This window comes from Pseudonocardia yuanmonensis (genome assembly GCF_039542425.1).
GTDB classification, from domain to species: Bacteria; Actinomycetota; Actinomycetes; order Mycobacteriales; family Pseudonocardiaceae; genus Pseudonocardia; species Pseudonocardia yuanmonensis.
In genome coordinates this window covers 15,439-35,389 of sequence record NZ_BAABIC010000038.1, presented here as the reverse complement: position 1 = coordinate 35,389, position 19,951 = coordinate 15,439, and the positions used below count along the sequence as shown (strand labels likewise).

Annotated in this window: 18 protein-coding genes; 4 read left to right on the top strand and 14 right to left on the bottom strand. The window is 77.4% G+C overall.

The window, feature by feature from the left end:
• The first annotated feature begins 102 nt into the window (after positions 1-102).
• Positions 103-1,140, top strand: a complete 1,038-nt coding sequence (locus ABD990_RS32945; RefSeq protein ID WP_345384726.1) for a class I SAM-dependent methyltransferase — start codon at positions 103-105, stop codon at positions 1,138-1,140.
• Here ABD990_RS32945 and ABD990_RS32940 read toward each other — a convergent pair.
• From ABD990_RS32940 to ABD990_RS32910, 7 genes are all read right to left on the bottom strand, one after another.
• Positions 1,079-4,102 carry an AfsR/SARP family transcriptional regulator gene (locus tag ABD990_RS32940; protein WP_345384724.1) on the bottom strand — a complete coding sequence of 1,008 codons (3,024 nt, stop codon included), beginning with the start codon at positions 4,100-4,102 and terminating at the stop codon, positions 1,079-1,081. The genes ABD990_RS32945 and ABD990_RS32940 overlap by 62 nt on opposite strands.
• 71 nt (positions 4,103-4,173) lie before the next feature.
• The gene (locus ABD990_RS32935) at positions 4,174-4,884 is read right to left on the bottom strand and encodes an HAD family hydrolase (protein WP_345384723.1); all 711 of its coding nucleotides are present in this window, start codon (positions 4,882-4,884) and stop codon (positions 4,174-4,176) included.
• Positions 4,885-4,888: 4 nt separating this feature from the next.
• Complete coding sequence (gene tsaE, locus ABD990_RS32930; protein ID WP_345384737.1) at positions 4,889-5,341, bottom strand: tRNA (adenosine(37)-N6)-threonylcarbamoyltransferase complex ATPase subunit type 1 TsaE; 453 nt, start codon at positions 5,339-5,341, stop codon at positions 4,889-4,891.
• Positions 5,342-5,352: 11 nt separating this feature from the next.
• A complete protein-coding gene (locus ABD990_RS32925; protein ID WP_345384722.1) occupies positions 5,353-6,468 on the bottom strand; it encodes an alpha/beta fold hydrolase in 1,116 nt (371 codons plus the stop codon).
• Positions 6,469-6,470: 2 nt separating this feature from the next.
• The gene (alr, locus tag ABD990_RS32920; protein ID WP_345384721.1) at positions 6,471-7,706 is read right to left on the bottom strand and encodes an alanine racemase; all 1,236 of its coding nucleotides are present in this window, start codon (positions 7,704-7,706) and stop codon (positions 6,471-6,473) included.
• A gap of 174 nt (positions 7,707-7,880) precedes the next feature.
• Complete coding sequence (locus ABD990_RS32915) at positions 7,881-9,419, bottom strand: NAD(P)H-hydrate dehydratase (RefSeq protein ID WP_345384720.1); 1,539 nt, start codon at positions 9,417-9,419, stop codon at positions 7,881-7,883.
• A 30-nt stretch (positions 9,420-9,449) separates the two neighbouring features.
• A complete protein-coding gene (locus ABD990_RS32910; RefSeq protein ID WP_345384719.1) occupies positions 9,450-9,749 on the bottom strand; it encodes a DUF4333 domain-containing protein in 300 nt (99 codons plus the stop codon).
• A gap of 199 nt (positions 9,750-9,948) precedes the next feature.
• Between ABD990_RS32910 and ABD990_RS32905 the strand changes: the two genes are divergently transcribed.
• The 3 genes from ABD990_RS32905 (at position 9,949) to ABD990_RS32895 (ending at position 11,422) form a co-directional block, all read left to right on the top strand.
• Entirely contained in the window at positions 9,949-10,779 is an 831-nt protein-coding gene (locus tag ABD990_RS32905) for a poly(ethylene terephthalate) hydrolase family protein (protein WP_345384718.1), read from the top strand.
• 71 nt (positions 10,780-10,850) lie between these two features.
• On the top strand, positions 10,851-11,114 hold the full coding sequence (locus ABD990_RS32900) for a hypothetical protein (RefSeq protein ID WP_345384717.1): 264 nt from the start codon (positions 10,851-10,853) through the stop codon (positions 11,112-11,114).
• Positions 11,111-11,422 (top strand): hypothetical protein, encoded by a 312-nt coding sequence (locus ABD990_RS32895; protein WP_345384716.1) that lies wholly within the window; start codon positions 11,111-11,113, stop codon positions 11,420-11,422. Before ABD990_RS32900 ends, ABD990_RS32895 begins: the two co-directional genes overlap by 4 nt.
• Before the next feature lie 117 nt (positions 11,423-11,539).
• On the opposite strand, the gene glmM is transcribed toward ABD990_RS32895, so the two are convergent.
• From glmM to eccCa, 7 genes are all read right to left on the bottom strand, one after another.
• The gene (glmM, locus tag ABD990_RS32890) at positions 11,540-12,886 is read right to left on the bottom strand and encodes a phosphoglucosamine mutase (RefSeq protein ID WP_345384715.1); all 1,347 of its coding nucleotides are present in this window, start codon (positions 12,884-12,886) and stop codon (positions 11,540-11,542) included.
• Between the two features lie 12 nt (positions 12,887-12,898).
• The gene (rpsI, locus tag ABD990_RS32885) at positions 12,899-13,453 is read right to left on the bottom strand and encodes a 30S ribosomal protein S9 (protein WP_345384714.1); all 555 of its coding nucleotides are present in this window, start codon (positions 13,451-13,453) and stop codon (positions 12,899-12,901) included.
• A gap of 32 nt (positions 13,454-13,485) precedes the next feature.
• Positions 13,486-13,929 (bottom strand): 50S ribosomal protein L13, encoded by a 444-nt coding sequence (gene rplM / locus ABD990_RS32880; protein ID WP_345384713.1) that lies wholly within the window; start codon positions 13,927-13,929, stop codon positions 13,486-13,488.
• 309 nt (positions 13,930-14,238) lie between these two features.
• A complete protein-coding gene (locus ABD990_RS32875) occupies positions 14,239-14,526 on the bottom strand; it encodes a WXG100 family type VII secretion target (RefSeq protein WP_345384712.1) in 288 nt (95 codons plus the stop codon).
• 13 nt (positions 14,527-14,539) lie between these two features.
• Entirely contained in the window at positions 14,540-14,869 is a 330-nt protein-coding gene (locus ABD990_RS32870; protein ID WP_345384711.1) for a WXG100 family type VII secretion target, read from the bottom strand.
• A gap of 90 nt (positions 14,870-14,959) precedes the next feature.
• Positions 14,960-16,204 carry a type VII secretion-associated protein gene (locus ABD990_RS32865; RefSeq protein ID WP_345384710.1) on the bottom strand — a complete coding sequence of 415 codons (1,245 nt, stop codon included), beginning with the start codon at positions 16,202-16,204 and terminating at the stop codon, positions 14,960-14,962.
• Between the two features lie 89 nt (positions 16,205-16,293).
• A complete protein-coding gene (gene eccCa / locus ABD990_RS32860) occupies positions 16,294-19,905 on the bottom strand; it encodes a type VII secretion protein EccCa (protein ID WP_425569714.1) in 3,612 nt (1,203 codons plus the stop codon).
• Positions 19,906-19,951 lie beyond the last annotated feature (46 nt).

The window sequence follows — 19,951 nt, the reverse complement described above, 5'->3', positions numbered from 1 at the left end:
GTTACGGCGCTGGCGCGGATCTCACGCGCGCTGCCACCGCCGTGCCAGCGCGGGCCCCGACCGTTCCGTGCCGTCCGACCCCGATTCCGTCAGGAGGAGAACATGAACGGGGACTTCGAGGAGCGGGTGCTGGCCTTCGCGGAGAAGGTCGGCACCGACCAGTCGGTGGCCCTCGGCGCGGCGCTGGCGTACGTCGGCGACCGCCTCGGCCTGTGGTCGGCCCTGGCCGGGAGCGGCCCGGTCACCGCGGCCGAGCTGGCCGCGCGCACCGGCCTGGCCGAGCGGTACCTGCGGGAATGGCTGTCCGCGCAGACCGCCGCCGGCTACCTGGACCACGCGGCCGGCCGGTTCACCCTGCCACCCGAGCGGGCGGCGGTCCTCGCCGACGAGGACTCCCCCGCCGCGATGGCCGGCGGGTTCGAGTTCGCGGCCGCGCTGTGGGCCGGCACCGACCGGCTCGCCGAGGCCTTCCGGACCGGGGCCGGCATCGCCTGGGGCGACCAGGACGAGCGGCTGGCCGGCGCGGTCGACCGCTGCTTCCGGGCCGACTACCGCGGTGAGCTGCTGACCACGTGGCTGCCCGCGCTCGACGGCGTGGTCGACCGGCTCCGTGCGGGCGCCCGAGTGCTCGACGTCGGCTGCGGCTTCGGCAGCGCGACCGGGCTGCTCGCCGAGGCCTTCCCGCAGAGCACGGTGCACGGGGTCGACCCGCACGAGCCGTCCGTGCGCGCGGCGGAGAAGGCCGCCTCGGGACGGGCGAGCTTCGCCGTCGGCGGGGCGACGGACTACCCGGCCGACGGCTGGGACCTGATTTGCTTCTTCGACGCCCTGCACGACATGGGCGACCCCGTCGGCGCCGCCCGGCACGCCCGGGAGGCGCTCGCGCCGGGTGGCACGGTGCTGCTCGTCGAGCCCGGCGCCGGCGACGCGCTCGACGAGAACCTGAACCCGATCGGCCTGACCTACTACGCCGCGTCCACGGCCTTCTGCGTCCCCGGCGCGCTGTCCCAGGCGGGCACCGCGCTCGGCGCCCAGGCCGGGGGCGCGGGGTTGACGGCGGTGCTGGAGGAGGCCGGGTTCACGCAGGTCCGGGTGGCCGTCCGCGACCCGCTGCACCTGGTGCTCGAGGCCCGGGCCTGACGGGTGCCCCGCGGGCGAGGTGCTCGGCCACGGCCCGGCGGGCGACGGCGAGCGCCTCCGCCCGACCCGGCCCGGCGGACGAGCCGACCCCGGGCCGGGCCGACGGGACCGCTCGCGGCTCGCTCGACGGGGCCGCCCGCGGCTCGCTCGACGGGGCCGCCTTCGGCTCGCTCGACGGGGCCGCCCGCGGCTCGCTCGCCGGAACCGCCGCCGGCCGGGGCGGGGCGTCCGGGGCGGCGTCGGCGGCGGCGTCGAGCAGTGCGGCGGGCCCCGGATCGTCGAGCAACCGGAGCAGGTCGGCGAGGTTGCGCAGGGTGACCCACAGCTGCGTCCAGGTGCCCGTGGCCGCCCAGTGGTCGACCACCTCGCGGTAACCGCGCAGGGCGTCGGCGACCCGGCCCGCGGCGGCCCGTGCGGACAGCAGGCCCACCGACGCGATCCCGGTGAGGAAGGTCGAGCCGGCGGCCCGGGCGAGGTCGAGCGCGGCCAGGTAGTGCGGCTCGGCCGCGTCGACGTCGCCGGCCGCGTTGGCGATCTCGCCGGTGACGTACTCGGCGAACCCCCGGCCCGTCGGGGAGCCGGCCGTCGCGGCCGTACGGTCCCGCAGGTCGCGGGCCCGGGCGAGGTCCCCGGCGTAGGCCGCCGCGAGCGCGGCGACCCCGAGGTTCAGGAACGGGCGCGCCGACACCGCCGCCGCGGCGGCCCCGTGCTCGAGGACCTCGTCGTAGGCCGCGCGGCTGAGCGCGGCGAGCTGGCGGGCGGAGTGCCCGAGTGCGGCGGCGCGGGGCGCGGAACCGGCGGCCAGCGCCGCGCGGCCGAGCGCGTCGGCCTGCGCGTGGTCGCCGCGGTGGTACGCGGCCATCGCGGCCGTACCCGTCACCTCGCCGGCGCGCGGGTGGCCGGTCAGGACGGGGTCGGTCGCCAGCTCCACGCCCCAGCCCTGCAGCTCTGACAGCCCGCGCCATCCCGCGACGTCCTCCAGCCCGACGACGAGCTCGACGGCCGTGTCCAGGTCGCCCCGCTCCCGTGCCAGCCGCCATGCGGCCCGCAGGTTCCCCAGCTCCCGGCGCAGGGCCGCGTCGGCCTCCGGCTCGCGCTCGGTCGCGATCCCGGCGTCGACGGCCCGGACGAGATCGACCGCCCAGCGCAGCAGGCGCGCGGCCGCCTCCTCGGTCTCCCCCTCGGCGGCCAGCCGGTCCAGGCCGTAGGCGCGCAGGGTCTCGAGCATCCGGTAGCGGGTCCCGCCGCCGAAGTCGACCTCCAGCACCGACGCGTCGGCGAGGTGGGCGAGGGCCACCGCGGGATCGGCGCCCCCGCCAGCGTCGCCCTCGGTGATCGCGGCGCTCTCGGTGATCTCCTCGGCGAGCCGTTCGGCCGTGCCCAGGTCCACGCCGTCGGCGAACACCGCGAGGTGCCGGAACAGCCGCTGCTCGGCGGGCGGGAGCAGCGCGTACGACCAGTCCACGGTGGCCCGCAGCGTGCGGTGCCGGGCGTCGGCGGACGGGCGGCCGCCGCCGAGCAGGTCGAGCGCGCGGTCCAGCCGGTCCCGCAGGTCGGCGAGCCCGAGCACGGACAGGCGACCCGCGGCGAGCTCGATGGCCAGCGGCACGCCGTCGAGCCGGCGCACGATCTCGGCGACGACGTCGAGGTCCGCCGGCCCGGCGGTGAAACCGGGCCGGGCGCGCGCGGCCCGGTCGAGGAACACGGCGACCGCCGGGACCGCCCGCAGGTCTCCGGCCCCGCCGAGCGGGAGTTGCAGCGGTCCGAGCCGGTGGACGGTCTCCGCCGGCAGGCCCAGCGGCGTGCGGCTGGTGGCGAGCACGGTCAGGCCGGGGCAGCCGTCGAGCAGCGCGGCGACCACGTCCCGGGCCGCGTCGAGCACGTGCTCGCAGTTGTCGAGCAGCACCACCCCGCGCTCGGGGGCGAGCACCGCGACACACGCCGAGAGCACGTCACCCCGGGTGACCCGTACGGAAAACGCGGCGGCGAGCGCGTGCGGCACGGCGGCGGGGTCGGTCACCGGGGCCAGCAGCACCGTCGGGCCGTCGCCCGCGACCTCGCGCGCGAGCCGGGTCTTGCCGACCCCACCGGGCCCGACGAGCGTGACCAGCCGTTCCGTGCCGACGAGCGCCCGCACGGCGGCGAGCGAGGCCTCGCGGCCGACCAACGGGGTCGGCGGGACCGCCGCCCGCCGGACCGGACGCGGGACCTCCGCGCCGAGCTCACCGCTGGCCACCGCCCGTTCGAGCTCGCCGAGGGCGGCCGACGGGTCCAGTCCAGTCTCCTCCGCCAGCAGCCGGCGGTGCTCCCGGGCCGCGGCGAGCGCGTCCGTGGTCCGGCCCACGGCGGCGAGGGCCCGGACCAGCAGCCGCACCGCGGCCTCCCGCAGCGGCTCCGCGGCGACCGCCGCGGCGGCCCGGTCCAGCACCTCCGCGGCCCGCCCGGCCTCGACGCAGCGGTGCACCAGCTCGTCGGACACCGCGCGGCGGAGCTCGTCGAGCGCGACGACCGAGGCCGCCACCGGCTCGACGCCGAGCAGGTCGGCCAGCACGGGCCCGCGCCAGAGGGCGTCGGCCTCGCGCAGCGCCGCGATCGCCGCGGGGGCCTCCGCCTCCCGGGACCCGGCCAGCAGCCGGCGGGCCCGGGCCGTGTCGAGCGCGTCCGGCCCGAGGTCGAGCCGGTAGGCGCCCTCCAGCGTCGCCAGCCGGTCGGCGGCGGGGCCCAGCGTGCCGCGCAGCCGCGAGACGTGGCTGTGCAGCGCCGCCCGGCCGGACTCCGGCACCTCGGCCGGCCACACCGCGTCGAGCAGGTGGTCGACGGTGACCGCCCGGCCCTCGGCGAGCGCGAGCAGGGCCAGCACGGCCCGCCGCTTCGGGCCGGGCACGGGCACCTCCGTACCCCCGACGACCAGGCGCAGCGGGCCGAGCACGCCGACCTCGACCGTCCCGTCGACCCCCGTCACCGGCTCCCCCTCCCGGCTCACCGTCGATGGGGACTCGTCCGGGCCACCGCGATCGTCACCCGGCCGGGTGCCTACCAGTCCCGCAGCAGCGCCGGCAGCTCCGCGAGGCGCTGGATCACGCCGTCCGGCTCGACGTCGACCGGGACCCGCTGCGCCACCGGGATGTCGCTGTGCGGCAGCAGGACCGCGCGCATACCGACGCCCTTGGCTCCGCTGATGTCGTCGTACGGGCGGTCGCCGACGTAGACGCAGCGGGCCGGGTCCTCGACGCCGACGGCGGCCATCGCGGCACGGAACGCCTCCGGGTGCGGCTTGGTGTACTCCAGGTCGCTGCTCCAGGTCACGCCGTCGAACAGGTGCAGCACCCCGTCCCGGCGCAGCCACTCCTCGTGCCACTCACCGGGCCACATCGTCGACGACAGCACCCCCAGCCTGAGACCGCGCCCGCGCAGCTCCTCGAGCATCGGCGCGGCCTCCGGGTCGGTGTGCGTGGCCTGCACCCAGAACTCCCGGTACGCCTCGAGCGCGGCGCCGTGCAGCTCGGAGCCCTCGTCGACGGCGGCGTCGGCCAGCACGTGGGCGAGGTGGAAGGCGCGCGCGTCCGCCTGCACTGCGGCCCAGCGGGCGGTGTCGGCCTCGGCGAGGGCGGTGGCGACCTCGCGGGCCCGTTCCGGCTCGTCGGCGTGCAGGATCTCGGTGTAGGCCCGCCAGCCGGCGTGGAAGTCCATGGTGCGCCAGGGCGTGAGGGTGCCGCCCCAGTCGAAGAGGACCGCCTCGATCACGGCGTCACGACCCGATCCGCTCGGCCCGCGCAACCCGGACGTCGTCCTCCCGGCGCTCGAGATGGACCAGGACGTGCTTCTCCGCGAGCCGCTCGGCCACGCCCTCGCCCCACTCCACCGCCACGACCGCCTCGGTGAGGTCGGTGTCGAGATCCAGGTCGTCGAGCTCGGCGGCGACCGAGGCCACCGCACCCAGTCGGTAGGCGTCGACGTGCACGAGCGGCACACCCGGCCCGTCCGGCAACGGACGGTGCTCGCGCGCGATCACGAAGGTCGGCGAGGTGACCGAGCCGGCCACCCGGAGCCCGCGTGCCAGGCCGCGGACCAGCGCCGTCTTTCCCGCGCCGAGCGGCCCGGACAGCACCACGAGGTCCCCGGCGCCCAGCTCGCGGCCGAGCTCCTCGCCGAAGGCCTCGGTGTCGGCCGGCTCCGGGAGCTCGACCGGCTCGTCCCACATCAGTAGTCCCGTCACGCCCGCCTCCGCAGCCTGCGCTTGCGCGGCGCCCGGGAGGCGGCCCGCCGCACCAGCCCCTCCAGCGCCTCCTGGACCTCCTCGTGCCGCTCCAGCAGCGGCAGGTGTCCGACGCCCTCCAGCTCCAGCAGCTGGGCCTTCGGCAGCTCGGCGGCGATCCGCTCGCCGTGCGAGAAGGGGATCACCTGGTCCTTCGTGCCCGCGACGATCAGCACCTCGCAGCCCGCCAGCGCGGGCAGCGCCGCCAGCCGGTCGTGCGTGCCGAGGGTGTCGGCGAAGTCCGTGAGCGCGTCGAGCGCGTTGGCGCTGATCATGGTGTCGACCAGGTCGACCAGCGCCGGGTCGACGCGGCGGTCGCCGAACGCGTAGCGCCGGGTGAAGCCCCACACGACGTCGCCCAGGGCCTTGCGTGCGCCCTCCACGAAGCGCGGCTGCACCCGGGCCAGCGCGCCGAGGCCGCGGGTCACCGGGTTGTGCCGGGAGAGCAGGGTGCCCGGCAGGCCCGCACTGCCCATCTCGCCCGCCGACGTCGACACGAACCCCACGCCCAGCACCCGCTCCTCGAAGAGCTCGGGATGCTGCTCGGCCAGGGCCATCAGGGTCATGCCGCCCATCGAGTGCCCGATCAGCACCAGCGGGCCCTCCGGCGCGAGGGCGCGGATGACCGAGTCCAGGTCGTGGCCGAGCTGCTCGATGGTGCAGCTCTCCTGCGGGGCACGTTCGGACCGGCCGTGGCTGCGCTGGTCGTACAGCACGGTGCACACGGAGGGATCGTCGAGCAGCGGGAACGCCTGCCGCTGGAAGTGCCAGGTGCGGCGGTCGAGGGCGAAGCCGTGCACCAGCACGACGGTGAGCACCGGGTCGCCGGTGCGCGAGGGAAGCTCCTCGCAGGCCAGCCGGATGCCGTCCTCGGTCATCACCGACGACGACGTCACCGGCGGCTCGGCGCCCGGCTGCCGGCCGGCGGAGTCCAGCTCCCCGGCGAGGCGGCGGCGCTCCTTGGCGATCTCGTGCCGCTTGTGGCTCGCCACCCCGACGCCGACGGCGGCGCCGGCCGCACCGACGATCCCGCCCGCGACCCCGAGGGCCTGCCAGAGCCTCCGGCCCGCCACGCTCACGCCCCCGCGCCGAGGTGCGTGCGGCGGACCCGGGCGCCGTGCACGCCCGTCGCGATCTCGTAGTGGATCGTGCCCAGCTCGGTGGCCCAGTCCTGGGCGGTCGGGCCGCCGCCGGCGCCCGCGCCGAAGAGGACCGCGGTGTCGCCCTCGTGGACCTCGTCCTCGCCGCAGTCCACCACGACCTGGTCCATGCACACGCGGCCGACGACCGGGCGGACCCTGCCCGCGAGCTGCACGCGCATCCGGCCGTTCGCGTTGAGCCGGCGGGGGACGCCGTCGGCGTAGCCCACCGGCACCAGGGCCAGGGTGGTCTCGTGCGAGGTCGTCCACTCGTGCCCGTACGACACGCCCTCGCCCACCGGTACCCGCTTGACCAGCGCGACCCGTGCCCGGAACTCCATCGCCGGGCGCAGCGGCGACTCCTCGACCGGGCGGTCCAGCGGGTCCAGCCCGTAGACCGCGATGCCGGGCCGGACCAGGTCGAGGTGCAGGTCCGACCGGGTCAGGGTGGCCGCGGAGTTGGCCAGGTGGCGCAGCGGGTCGAACCCGCGCTCACGGGCCTGCTCCCACGCCGCGGTCAGCCGGGCGAGCTGGGTGTCGATGACGGGGTGGTGCGGCTGGTCGGCGTGCGCGAGGTGCGACCAGACGGCGACGACCTCGGCCTCGTCGCCCGCCTTCTCCACCGCGTCGAGCAGCTCGGTCCAGTCGGCGGGCTGGCAGCCGTTGCGGGACAGCCCGGTGTCGATCTTGAGGTGCAGGCGGGCGGGGCGCCCCGCGCGGCGCGCCCCGTCGAGCACCCCCGCGAGGTGGCGCACGGAGGAGACGGAGAGGTCGACGCCCGCGGTGATCGCGGGCGCGAAGTCCTCGTCCGGCAGGTGCAGCCAGGACAGGACCGGCGCGATGATCCCGGCCTGCCGCAGCTCCAGCGCCTCCTCGATCGTGCACACCCCGAGCCAGGTGGCACCGGCCGCCAGCGCGGCCCGGCCGACCTCGACGGCGCCGTGCCCGTACCCGTCCGCCTTCACGACGGCCATGGTCTCCGCGCCCGACTCCCACGCCAGCCCGGCGAGCAGCGCGACGTTGTACCGGATCGCCCCCAGGTCGACCGCCGCCTCGGCACGCGGCGGGGGTGGAGCGGCCGCGCGGGCCGAGCCCGGAGGCGCAGCCGTTCCGGCGGTCTGGGTCGATCCGGCGGTCTGGGTCGACCGGGCCGTTCCGGGGAGCGAGGACACGTCCGCATTCTGACATCCGCCCCCGACAGGAGCTGTATCGATCACGGTCGTGCTGGGGGACAAGGGATCCGCCGGTTCCGGCATACGTCGCACCTCACGTATCGAGGGACCGCTCGCGCCCCGACTTCAGCACCTCACGTATTGAGGGACCGCTCGCGCCCCGACTTCAGCACCTCACTGATCGAGGGCTGGCGCGCCGCCGTCGGTGTGTCCACCCGGAGCAGCGGCGCCCCACCCCATCCCCAGCGCCGCCTGCCGCACCTCATGGATCGCCCCGGGAACGGCGGCCTGCAGGGTGGAGGCGGGGGCCGGGACGCCCGGCGCCCCACCCATCCGCTCGGCGGCCAGGGTGGCGGCGCGGGTGTGGACGAAGGCGGCGCAGCCGGCGGCCCACCACGGCTCGAGCCCCGCGGCGAGCAGCGCGCCGACGAGCCCGGTGAGGACGTCACCGGAGCCGGCCGTGGCCGCCCAGGCGTTGTCGGAGGTGTTGACCAGCGTGCGCCCGTCGGGGTCGGCGACCACGGTGGCGCTGCCCTTGAGCAGCACCGTCACGCCGAGCTCGGCCGCGGCCCGGCGGGCGGCGGCGATCCGGTCCGTCCCCACGTCGCCGGCGACCCTGGCGAACTCGCCCGCGTGCGGCGTGATCACGACCGGCCGCCCCCGCACCGCCGCACGCAGGTCCGCGTGCTGCGCGAGCAGGGTGACGCCGTCGGCGTCGATGCACGTCGGGACCTCTCGCTCGAGGACCCCGGACAGCAGCGCGTACCCGGCATCGTCCGTCCCGATCCCGGGACCGACCGCCCAGGCCTGCGTCCGCCCCGCCTGCTCCAGGTCGTCCGTACCCACGACCTCCGGCCAGTGCGTCCGCACGACGTCCGCGGCGGTGCCGGCGAACCGCACCATGCCGCTGGTCGCCAGCACCGCGGACCCGGTGGCGAGCACCGCGGCCCCGGGATAGGTGGCCGAGCCGGCGGCGACGCCGACCACGCCCTGGGTGTACTTGTCGTCCGTCGGCCCGGGGATCGGCCAGCGCTCCCCGACGTCGGCGGTGTCGAGGACCCACGCGTGCGGCTCGGGCAGCCGAGGTCCCAGCCCGATGTCCACGAGCACGGTCTCCCCGCACCGCGGCCGGGCCAGCACGTGCACGGGCTTGCGCGCCCCGAAGGTCACGGTCAGCGCCGCGGCGACCGTGGCCCCGTCCGTCGTGCCCGTGTCGGCGTCGACGCCGCTCGGCAGGTCGACGGCCACGATCGGCACCCCGGCCGCCCCCGCGGCCTCGACCAGCGCGGCGGCCGGCTCGCGCAGCGGCCCCTTGCCGGAGATTCCCACGATCCCGTCGACGACCACGTCGGCGCCGGTCACCGCGTCCCGCGCCCCCGCGTCGTCCCCCCGCAGGACCCGGCCACGGGCCCGGCGCACCGCCGCGAGCCCGGCGGGGTGGGCCCGGTCCGGGGCCAGCAGGACCGCCGTGACGGCCAGCCCCGCGCGGCGCAGCTCGGCCCCGGCCCAGAGCGCGTCGCCCCCGTTGTTGCCGGCCCCCACCAGCAACGTCACCCGGCGCCCCGGCGCGCCGCCGCACCGCTCCCCCACGAGCCGGCGGACGGCGAGGGCGAGCCCGTGCGCCGCCCGACGCATCAGCACGCCGTCGGGCAACCGGTCCAGGAGCACCTCCTCGGCCTCCCGGATCTGTTGTGCGGTCCACACACCGTGCATGGACCGCACGCTAGCCGCGCCGACCGGCGGCTACACCTCGTTGATGTCGAACCGGACGTCGCTGCCCTCGACCGCCGTCACCTTGGCGACCACGTCGAAGCTGCGCTCGGGGATCACGACGTGGCAGGTCAGCGTGGCGCCGACCGTCGCGTCCAGGCCCGACGGGCAGTCGACCGAGTTCGGCGAGGTCTGCAGCTGCTCCTGCACCACGCGGGTGATCTCGGACTTCACGTCGTCGCTGGAGACCGACATGCTGCAGGCGCTCAGGCCCAGGAGCAGGCCCCCGGCGGCGGCCAGCGTGCCGATGGTTCGTGCGATCCTGGCGTTCATCGTCTGTCCCTCTCGGATGGTTGCCGGACCCCTTCCGGCCTGGTCAGAACGCTAGGGACAGGCGGGCCGCGGAACAGGAGTGGTGCTACCACACCCGCTGCTCGCGGTGGCCACCCCGCCGCGGGCGGGCTGTCCGGAGGGCGGATCGTTCGAGGTACGCCGCTGGGCGGGGGTGATCGGGCGACGGTACGGTTCCGCTGTGAGCCGGACCAGCACGTTCACCCGTCCTCCCGCCCTGCGGAACGCCAAGGACGCGCTGGAGCAGCTGTCCCGGCCCGGCCCCAACGACGTGCTGCGCGGCGACCTCGGGCTCGTCGGCACGCCCGGCGTGGTGTTCGCGCCGGCCGAGGGGCTCGGCCTGCCCGCCGTCGCCTTCGGGCACGACTGGATGCAGCCGGTGTCGCGCTACGCGGACCTGCTGCGCCACCTCGCGTCGTGGGGCATCGTGGCCGCGGCCCCCGGATCCCAGGGCAGCCCGCTGCCGAGCGTCTCGCGCTTCTCCGCCGACCTGCGAACCACGTTGGACGTCTGCGCCGGCGTCCGGCTCGGCGACGGCAGGATCAGCGTGGACTCGCGGCGGACGGCGCTCGCCGGGCACGGCATCGGCGCGGGCGCGGCGCTGCTGGCCGCGGCCGGGCACCCGAAGGTCGCCGCGGTGGTGGCGATCGCGGCCGCGCAGACCCGCCCCTCGCCGGCCGAGGCGGCCAAGGCGGTGTCGGTGCCGTCGCTGCACCTGCTCGCCGGGAAGGACACCGTCGCCCCGGTCGGCGGGCACGGCGAGCAGATCGCCGCGGCCTGCGCGGGCCCCACCTGGGTGCGCCGCCTGCCCAAGGCCGGGCACACCGACTTCCTCGAGGGTCTGCACTGGTCCGACCTGGTGCTCTCCGGCGGACCGGACGCGAAGACCCGCCGCATCACGCGCGCGCTGGTCACCGCGTTCCTGCTGAAGGAGCTGTGCGACGAGGACCGGGTCGACGAGCTGATCGACGGCAAGGTCCCCGGCACGGTGCTGGAGACCCCGCAGGCCTGAGCCGTTCGCGATCGCGAACGATCGGCTCCGGGCGCTGCCCGGTCCGGCCGCGGTGCCCGCATCCTGTCCGCGTGCACCCGGACCTCGATCTCGATCCCGACGGTCTCGACGCGGCCGCCGCCCACGCCGCCGCCCTGGGGCTCGATCTGGAGGTGCTCGCGCGGGACCTGTCCTCGGGACCCGACGAGCGCCACGACATCGGCCGGGTCGTGGCCGGCGCGGCGGGCGAGATGGCCGCGGCGGCCGCCGTCTTCCGGCAGGTCACGGCCTCGGCGCGGCTCGCGGAGGGCGAGGCGGCCCGGGCGCTCGGCGACCAGGCCCTCGGGCACCGGTGAGCCGCCGGGAGCTCGACGCACTGGTCGAGCGGCTGAGCACCGCAGCCGCCGACGCCGCCCGCGGCGCCCGGGCCGTGCGCACGAGCTGGTGGGACGCCCGGGGCACGGAGTTCGCCGAGCGGCTCGCGCTCGTCGGGCGGGAGCTGGAGCGGCAGGCGGAGGCCGTCGCCGGGCTCGCGCGGGGCCTCGCCGCGCCGGTCGACGCCGCCGGCCCGGTCCTGCCGGGCACGAGCGGGCGGCGGGCGGGCGAGACCCGGGGCGTCCGGCTCCCGCTGCTCGACGACAGGCGGGAGCCGGGACCGCCCTGAGCGCCGCCGGGCAGTCGCTCAGCCCGGGTGCGTGGCCCTCCGGCTCGGGCCGCCCGAAGATCCGCTGAGGAAGCCGGCCCGGACCGCCCGGTCGGACGGCCTGGGCACACAGCCGGGTCAGACGGCTCCGGCCACCACGGAGGCGATCCGGCCGGCGGTGGACTCGGCGAGCTCCTGGGTGCCGGCCTCGACCATCACCCGGACCAGCTGCTCGGTACCCGACGGCCGCAGCAGCACCCGCCCGGTCTCCCCGAGCTCGGCCTCGGCCTTCGCCACCGCCTCGGCCACCGCGGGCGACGCCGCGACGGCCTCCTTGTCGGCCACCTGCACGTTCTGCAGCACCTGCGGGAGGGGCTGCACCACGGAGGCGAGCTCCGCCAGGGACCGGCCGGTCTCGACCATGCGGCTCATCACCCGCATCGCCGTGAGCAGCCCGTCGCCCGTGGTCGCGTGCCGGGGCAGCACGACGTGCCCGGACTGCTCGCCGCCGAGGGCGAACCCGTGGGCCCGCAGGTCCTCGAGCACGTACCGGTCGCCGACGGCGGTGGTGCGCAGGGTCACGCCCTCCGCCTTCATCGCCAGGTGCAGCGCGAGGTTGCTCATCACCGTGGCGACGAGGGTGTCCTCGGCGAGCTCGCCGGACTCCTTCATGGCGAGCGCGAGGACCGCCATGATCTGGTCACCGTCGACGATCCGGCCCTGGGCGTCGACGGCCAGGCACCGGTCGGCGTCGCCGTCGTGCGCGATGCCCAGGTCGGCGCCGTGCTCGACCACGGCCGCCTGCAGCGCGGCCATGTGCGTGGACCCGACGCCGGCGTTGATGTTCAGCCCGTCCGGCGCCGCGTGCAGCGCGACGACCTCGGCCCCGGCCTTGGCGTAGGCCGTCGGCGCGGCCTGCGAGGCCGCCCCGTGCGCGCAGTCGACGACGACCTTCAGCCCGGTGAGCGGGCGGGGGGTCGCGACCAGCAGGTGTGCGACGTAGCGCTCGAGCGCGTCGGGCAGGTCCCGGACGCGGCCGATGTCCGCGCCGGTCGGGCGGGTCCACTCGGCGTCGAGCCCCTGCTCGATCTCCAGCTCCAGGGCGTCGGGCAGCTTGTGCCCGCCCGCGGCGAAGAGCTTGATCCCGTTGTCCGGCATCGCGTTGTGCGAGGCCGAGATCATGACGCCGAGATCGGCGCCCAGGGCGTCCACGAGGTGGGCGACGGCCGGGGTGGGCAGCACGCCCAGGCGGACCGCGTCCGCCCCGGCGGAGGTGAGACCGGCGAGCACGGCGGCCTCGAGCATCTCCCCGCTGGCCCGGGGGTCGCGCCCGACGAGCGCGACGGGCCGGTGCTCGTCACCGGCGGCGCGGTGGGCGGCGAGGACGCGGGCGGCCGAGGCGGAGACGGAAACGGCGAGCTCCGGGGTGAGGAGCTCGCCGTTCGCCAGGCCCCGGACGCCGTCGGTTCCGAAGAGTCGACGCATCCGGCTACCGGATCAGCGCTTCGAGTACTGGGGCGCCTTGCGGGCCTTCTTGAGGCCGTACTTCTTGCGCTCGGTGGCGCGGGCGTCCCGGGTGAGGAAGCCGGCCTTCTTCAGCGGCGGGCGGTCCTCGGAGTCCACCTCGACCAGCGCGCGGGCGATGGCCAGGCGCAGCGCACCCGCCTGGCCGGAGGTGCCGCCGCCGGTGAGGTTGGCGAAGATGTCGAACCGTTCGGTCTTCTCGACCGTGACCAGCGGCTCCTTGATGAGCTGCTGGTGCAGCTTGTTCGGGAAGTAGACCTCGAGGGACTTCCCGTTCAGCCTGAACTGACCCGAGCCGGGGACGAGCCGCACCCGGACCACGGCCTCCTTGCGACGGCCGACGGTCTGCACCGGGCGGTCGGAGACGATCGGGGCCTCGACGGCGAACTCGTCGGCCGGGGCCTCGGTCTCGCCCGTCTCGCCCGTCTCGCCCGTCTCGTACGACGCGGCGTCGCCGATGGTGTAGTCCAGGCTGTCGCCGGCCTCGGAGGTGTAGCCCTCCTGCTCGGGCGACTCGGGGGTGCTCACGCTCTGTCCCTCTTCGTTGCTCTCGGGGTAGGTCACTGCGCGACCTGGGTGATCTCGAACGGCTGCGGCTGCTGGGCCGCGTGCGGGTGCGACGGGCCGGCGTAGACCTTCAGCTTCTTGGCCATCGCCCGGCCGAGCCGGTTCTTGGGCAGCATGCCCTTGACGGCCTTCTCGACCAGCCGGTCGGGGTGCGCCTCGATCATCTCGCCGACCGAGCGCTGCTTGAGACCGCCCGGGTAGCCCGAGTGCCGGTAGACGAACTTGTCGTCGCGCTTCTTGCCCGAGACGGCGATCTTCTCCGCGTTGACGATGACGACGAAGTCGCCGGTGTCCATGTGCGGGGCGTAGGTCGGCTTGTGCTTGCCGCGCAGCAGCGTGGCGGCGTGGGTGGCCAGTCGACCGAGCACCACGTCGGTGGCGTCGATCACGTGCCAGGCACGGGTGATCTCACCGGGCTTGGGGCTGTACGTGGGCACGGGTCTACCTCGTCGTTCTCGGGCTCGGGAGCTGCCTCGAAGTCAGTCTCTCTTCTGAGTGCGCCGGTGCGGACGCCGCCCGACCACCAGCCGGGGCCGGCGGCGGCGCGGGTCTCCACCCGTCGCACAACGAACAGTCAGGGTACCCGCCGCTCGGAACGGAGGTCAAAACGCCCCCTCCGGACCGCGAACGCCCTGCACCGACGAGGGTACGCGCCCCGCTCCCCGGCTCCCCACGCGGGGGCCGGGCGCGCGACCGGTCCGGCCCCGCAAGCCCGTCCGGCCCGGCGCCCGTCAGGCTCGGCCCGCTCAGGCCCAGCGCCGGGCGTTGGCCTGCTCGACGCGGCGGTAGCCCTCCTCTGCCCGGCCCAGCGCCTCGCCGATCCGGGCGAGCACGGCGGTGAGGTCGGCGGCGGCCGCGTCCCACTGCCGCTGCCGGGCGGCGTAGTCCGTCGCGGCCTCGCCCTCCCAGGTCGCGACCAGCGGGGCCAGCTCGCGGCGCAGGTCGTCGAGCCGGCCGGTGATGCGCGCCGCGGTGCCCGCGACGGCGGTGCGCGCCGCGGCGAGCTCGGCGAACGTGACCCTGATCTCCCCCACGTCCCCGACCCCCTCAGCCCAGTGCGGCGCGGATCGCCGAGAGCGAGGCCGACTGCTCCTCCTCGGCCTGCCGGTACGTGCGGCCTGCCCCGGTGATCGCCTCGCCGATGCCGCCCAGCGCGGCGGAGAGCGCGCGGGCGTCGGCGTCCCAGCGCGCCATGAGCGCCTCGAAGGTCGCCGCGGCCTCCCCGCGCCAGGTGCCGGCGAGCGGGGTGAGCCGCGACCGCAGCCCCGCCAGTTCGGCCTGCACGTGCTCGTCCGTCTCCACGGCCCGGGCGCCTGCCCTGGCCATCTCCTCCGGTGTGGTGCCGAACCCGCCGGCCCCGGTCGTCCCGCTCGTCATGAGGTCCTCCCTGGTGTGGTGCGGCGAGCCTGGCAGCGCGGGACGGGTGCCGGGCCGGTTCGGGGAGACCGTTCGCGATGGTGAAGGGGCTCACCCGCGGATCCGCAGCGACCTGACGACCACCGCGCACGCCCGGTCCACCGCCGCCGAGCCGCCCGGCGGGTACCGGCAGCCGACGCTGAGCTGGTCCGTCCCCTCCAGCCGGACGTGCCATTCGACCGCCGCCGCGCCGTCGGGTTCCCGGTAGCGCAGCTCGCCGCCCTCCTCGCGGAAGCCCTCCAGCCGCTGGCCGGCCGCGACCGCCCGGTCGTAGCGCTCCCGCAGCTCCGCGCGGGCGCGGGCGGCCTCGGTGCCGGCGTCGTAGCCGAGCGGCGTGCGCTCGACGGCCACGAGTCCCGTCGCCTCCGGCTCGGCCGCCGGTGCGAGCAGGGTGCGGCGGTGCTCGGGCGCCCCGCCGACGTGGGCCCAGCCCTCCGGCACGGCGACCTCGTAGCCGTACTGGACCAGGCGGTCCGCGGGCAGCGGGTCGGGCAGGAGGCGGCCGAGGCCGATCAGGCCCGCGGCCGCGACGACGGCGAGGACGGCGGTGAGGGCGACCCCGAGGCGGGGTCGGGGACCGGGTGGTGGCGGGGGAAGGTCCGCGCGCTCCACGGCCGCGGCGTTCCCCTCCACGGCCGCGGCGTTCCGCTCCACGGGCGCGCCGTTCCACTGCCCGGGCGGCGGCGCGGCGAGGACGGCCGCGACCTCCGGGCACGGTGCCACCGCGACCTGCCCGACCCCCGCCCCGTCGAGCAGCTCGGCGAGCAGCGGGGTGCGCGCCACCCCGCCGACCAGCAGCACGGGCCCGGGCGGGCCGGCGGCCGCCGCGACGACCGCCGCGATCTCGGCCAACAGCGGCGCGAGCACCTCCCGCACCTGCCCGGCGGTGATCCGGACCCTCCCGGCGTCCGTGCCGATCGTGGCCGCGGGCAGCAGCGAGAGCGTCTCGCGGAGCACCGTGACGTCGGTGGGTCGGCGCGGCGGGGCGGGCAGCAGTGCGCGTACCGCCGCGTCGAGGTGCAGCCCGCCGACCGGGATCTGCCGGACGAGCCTGCCGTCGCGCAGCACGCGGGTGCGCGTCGCCCCGGCGTCGACGACCACGCCGGGCAGCGGCGCCGGCCGGACCGCCTGCGCGCCGGGCACGAAGGCGGCGACCGCCGCCCCCGGTGGCACACCCACCGGGAGCACGCCGAGCAGGACCGACCGGCCGTCCTCCCGGCCGATCACCCGGGTGCCGCTCGAGCCCGGGTCTACGGGGCACGCCACGGCTCCGCCCGACCCGGCCGGAGCCGTCACCGGTCGACCGTCCGACCCGGCCGCGCCCGGCGCCGAGCCACGGCGGGCAGCGGCTCCGGCCGGCGCCGGTCCCCGAGCGGTTCGCAGCCTCACGGCTCCGCCCACGCCAGCTGCACGAGCCGCGGACCCTCGTGCCGGTCGACGAGCAGCCCCCGGCCCGGCGGCTGCGGCCCGGCGCGGACCCCGGCGACCAGCGGCCCCTCGTCCGGGCTGCCCTGCAGGACCAGCGCGGGCCCGCGGAGCTCGCGCAGCCGCCCGACGACCGGGTCGAACAACGCCCGCGCGGCGCCACCGGTGCGCCGCGCGACCACCAGGTGCAGCCCGACGTCGGCGGCCTGCGGCAGGAACTCCGCGAGCGGGGCGAGGGGGTGCGGCGCGGTGGAGCCGACCGGGGCGACGAGGTCGTAGTCGTCGACGAGCACCCACACCTCCGGGCCCGACCACCAGTCCCGCGCCGCGAGCTGCTCCGGGGTGACCTCGGGTCCGGGCAGCCGGCGGCGCAGGGTCCCGGCGAGCTCCCGGCCCGCGTCGGCGATCGCGGTCGGGGTGCCCGCGTGCTCGATCACGTGGCCCGCGGGCAGTGCGCCGAGCAGCGACCGGCGCGGGTCGATCACCACGATCCGCGCCTGCTCCGGCGTGTGCCGGGCCGCGACGCCGCGGGCCACGAGCCGGAGCAGGCCCGTCTTGCCGCTGCGGGCGTCGGCGAAGCAGAGCAGGTGCGGCTCGGCGGGATCGAGCAGGACCGGCTCGAGGCGCTCCTCGTCGACGCCGAGCAGGACCCCGTCGGTGGCGCTCAGCAGCGGCTCCGCGGGCACAAGCGCCGGCAGCACCCGGACCGGCGGGAAGGCCGGCCCGGGTCGGTGGACGAGCGGGCCGGGCGCGGCGAGGACCATCGCGTCGCCGTCCGGCGCGAGGCCGTGGCCGGGCCGGGCGGGCACGCCCGCGGCGCGGCGGCGGTCCACCTCGGAGTCCCCGGGCTCGCCGAGCCGCAGCTCCAGGCGGGTCCCGAGCTGGTCCTTGAGCGCCGGCCGCAGCTCGCCCCACCGGCCGACCGACACCGCGAGGTGGATCCCGTACGCGAGGCCCCGGGCGGCGATCGCGGCGAGCCGGGCGGCCGGGTCGGGACCGGATCCGGCGGCCGGCTCGCCCGCCACCGCGCCGTACCCGTCGACGACGAGCAGGACGTCCGTCGCCGGTTCGTCCGCCAGCTCCCCGGCGGCCCGGCGTGCCCGGAACTCCTCGACCGAGCCGATGCCCTCCGCGCGGAACCGCGCCTCGCGCCGCGCGAGCAGCCCGCCCATTTCGGCCAGCGTGCGTCGCACCAGGTCCGGCTCGGCCGCGACCGTGCCGACGTGCGGCAGCTCCGCCAGCACCGAGAGCGCCCCGCCGCCGAGGTCGAGCACGTGCACGCCGAGCTCGGCCGGGGTGTGCGCCCGGGCCAGGGCGGCGACGAGGGTGCGCAGCGCCGTGGACTTGCCCGACCGCGGTCCCCCGGCCACCGCGACGTGCCCCGCCGCCCCGGCCAGGTCGACGACGAGCGGGTCCCGCCGCTGCCGCGCCGGCCGGTCCACCAGACCCACCGGCACCCGCAGCGCGGACCCGGCGCCGAGCTCGTCGAGGGGGGGTGGCTCGTCGAGCGGGGGCAGCCAGACCCGGTGTGCCGCAGGCCCTCCGAGGGCGACGACAGCGTCGACCGCGGCGTCGAGCACGGATTGGCCGGCCGGCTCCGGGCGCGGCTCCGGCGCGGTCACGGGAGCCGCCGTGAACAGGTGTGCCCGCCGCGCGACGGATGCTCCGCCCCTTGGGGCTGCACCCGAGACGTACGCCCCGCGGAACCGGACGAGCTGGTCGGTCCCGGCCGCGAGGATCGCCGCACCGGGCGTCGCGGCCAGCGTGTGGGCGTCCGGGACGCCGAGCACCGCCCGCGACTCCGAGGCCGAGAAGGTGCGCAGCGCGATCCGGTAGGAGAGGTGCGACTCCAGCCCGCGCAAGCGCCCCTCGTCGAGCCGCTGCGAGGCGAGGAGCAGGTGCAGCCCGAGCGAGCGGCCGAGCCGCCCCACCGTGACGAACAGCTCGACCAGCTCGGGCCGGCGCGCCAGGAGCTCGGAGAACTCGTCGACCACGATCAGGAGCACCGGCAGCGGCGGCAGGTCCCGCCCGGCGGCCCGTTCCCCGTCGTACTCGGCGATCCCGGCGAGCCCGGCCGCCCGCAGCAGCTCCTGGCGCCGCGTGATCTCGCCCTCCAACGCGTCGGCCATCCGGTCGACCAGGGCGAGCTCGTCGGCCAGGTTGGTGATCACGGCGGACACGTGCGGCAGCCCGGCGAGGCCGAGGAAGGTCGCCCCGCCCTTGAAGTCGACCAGCACGAGGTTGAGCTCGTCGGGACCGTGCGCGAGCACCAGCCCGACCACGAGGGTCCGCAGCAGCTCGCTCTTGCCCGAACCCGTCGCCCCGACGCACAGCCCGTGCGGCCCGCTGCCGCCGCGCGCGGACTCCTTGAGGTCGAGCAGGAGGGGCCGGCCGGCGTCGTCGAGCCCGAGCGGGATCCGCATCCGGTCGGCCGCGGACCGGGCGCGCCGCAGCGCGGCGACGTCCACGGGGTCGATTCCGGTGAGTCCGAGCAGGTCGGGCAGGCCCTGCGCCGCCGGCCGGGCCTGCGCGGTGCCCGCGGGCCGGTACCGGGCGAGGCGGCGGGCGAGGACGAGGGCGCCGGCGGCGCCGAGCTCGTCCGGGCGGCTCAGCGGGCCGGGCTGGTCGAGGCGCAGCCGCACGACCGAGGCGGACTCCCGCCGCCCCGCGGGCACACCGACCCGCAGCACGGTCACGCCCTCCGCCGCCCACGCCCCGGGCCCGTCGGCCGGCCCGTCGACGACGACGAGCAGGTGCCGCGGCCCGGGGTCCGCGGCCCACCAGCGGCGGAGCTCGTCGGGGTCCGCGGTGATCATGCGGACGGGGCCGAGGGCGTCGCGGTCGACGGCGTGGGCGGTGTGCGGCAGCCACTTCAGCCAGTCCCAGGCCGGGCCGCCGGTGAGCGCCGCGACGCGGACGTCTGTGGGGGCGTGCCCGAGCACGAACCCGGCGACGACGGCCCGGGCGACGGCCCGCGCCCGCCCGGGGGCGCCGTCGAGCCAGACCGCCGACGAGGTCCGCATGTCGACCGCGACGGGCAGGTCCGGCACGACCGAGTGCCGCGCCAGCAGCCGCCGCAGCGCGCGGGCGCTCACCGGCTCGACGGCGTCGACGGGTCCGGTACGGGGCGGCACGAGCGGCGTGGCGAGCTCCTGCGGGCCGAGGCCGACCCGGACGTGGGCGAAGTCGCCGTCGCCCGGGTCGCGTTCCCACAGCCGCCCGGCCGCCAGCAGCTCGGGCCAGGCGGCCGGGTGCGGGTGCCGGTCCTCCGAAGCGGCCCGCTGGGCGGCGGCCACGCGCGCGGCACGGGCGCGCAGCTGGGCCAGGTACCGCAGGTAGTCCCGGCGGTCCTCGTCGACGGTCGCGGTGCGCTCCGAGCCGCGGGCGGTGCCGCCGGTGAGCAGCATGCCGACCGAGGACAGCGCGACCATCCCGCCGAACAGCCACGCCGTCGGCTCGCCCGGGCCCATCACGCCGATCACGCCGAGCGAGCCGAGCAGCATCGCCACCGGCAGTGCCCGCGCGAGCAGCCCCGGCGGGACCGCACGCTCCGGCTCGGGCGGCGGTTCCACCCGGATCTCACCGACGGGCGGCGCCGGTGCCTGCCGGCGGCGCCGT

Coding starts and splice junctions, on each gene's coding strand:
- ABD990_RS32945 (WP_345384726.1), top strand. CDS start 103: ATGAACGGGGACTTCGAGGAGCGGGTGCTGGCCTTCGCGGAGAAGGTC.
- tsaE (WP_345384737.1), bottom strand. CDS start 5,341: ATGTGGGACGAGCCGGTCGAGCTCCCGGAGCCGGCCGACACCGAGGCC.
- ABD990_RS32915 (WP_345384720.1), bottom strand. CDS start 9,419: ATGCACGGTGTGTGGACCGCACAACAGATCCGGGAGGCCGAGGAGGTG.
- ABD990_RS32910 (WP_345384719.1), bottom strand. CDS start 9,749: ATGAACGCCAGGATCGCACGAACCATCGGCACGCTGGCCGCCGCCGGG.
- glmM (WP_345384715.1), bottom strand. CDS start 12,886: ATGCGTCGACTCTTCGGAACCGACGGCGTCCGGGGCCTGGCGAACGGC.
- ABD990_RS32870 (WP_345384711.1), bottom strand. CDS start 14,869: ATGACGAGCGGGACGACCGGGGCCGGCGGGTTCGGCACCACACCGGAG.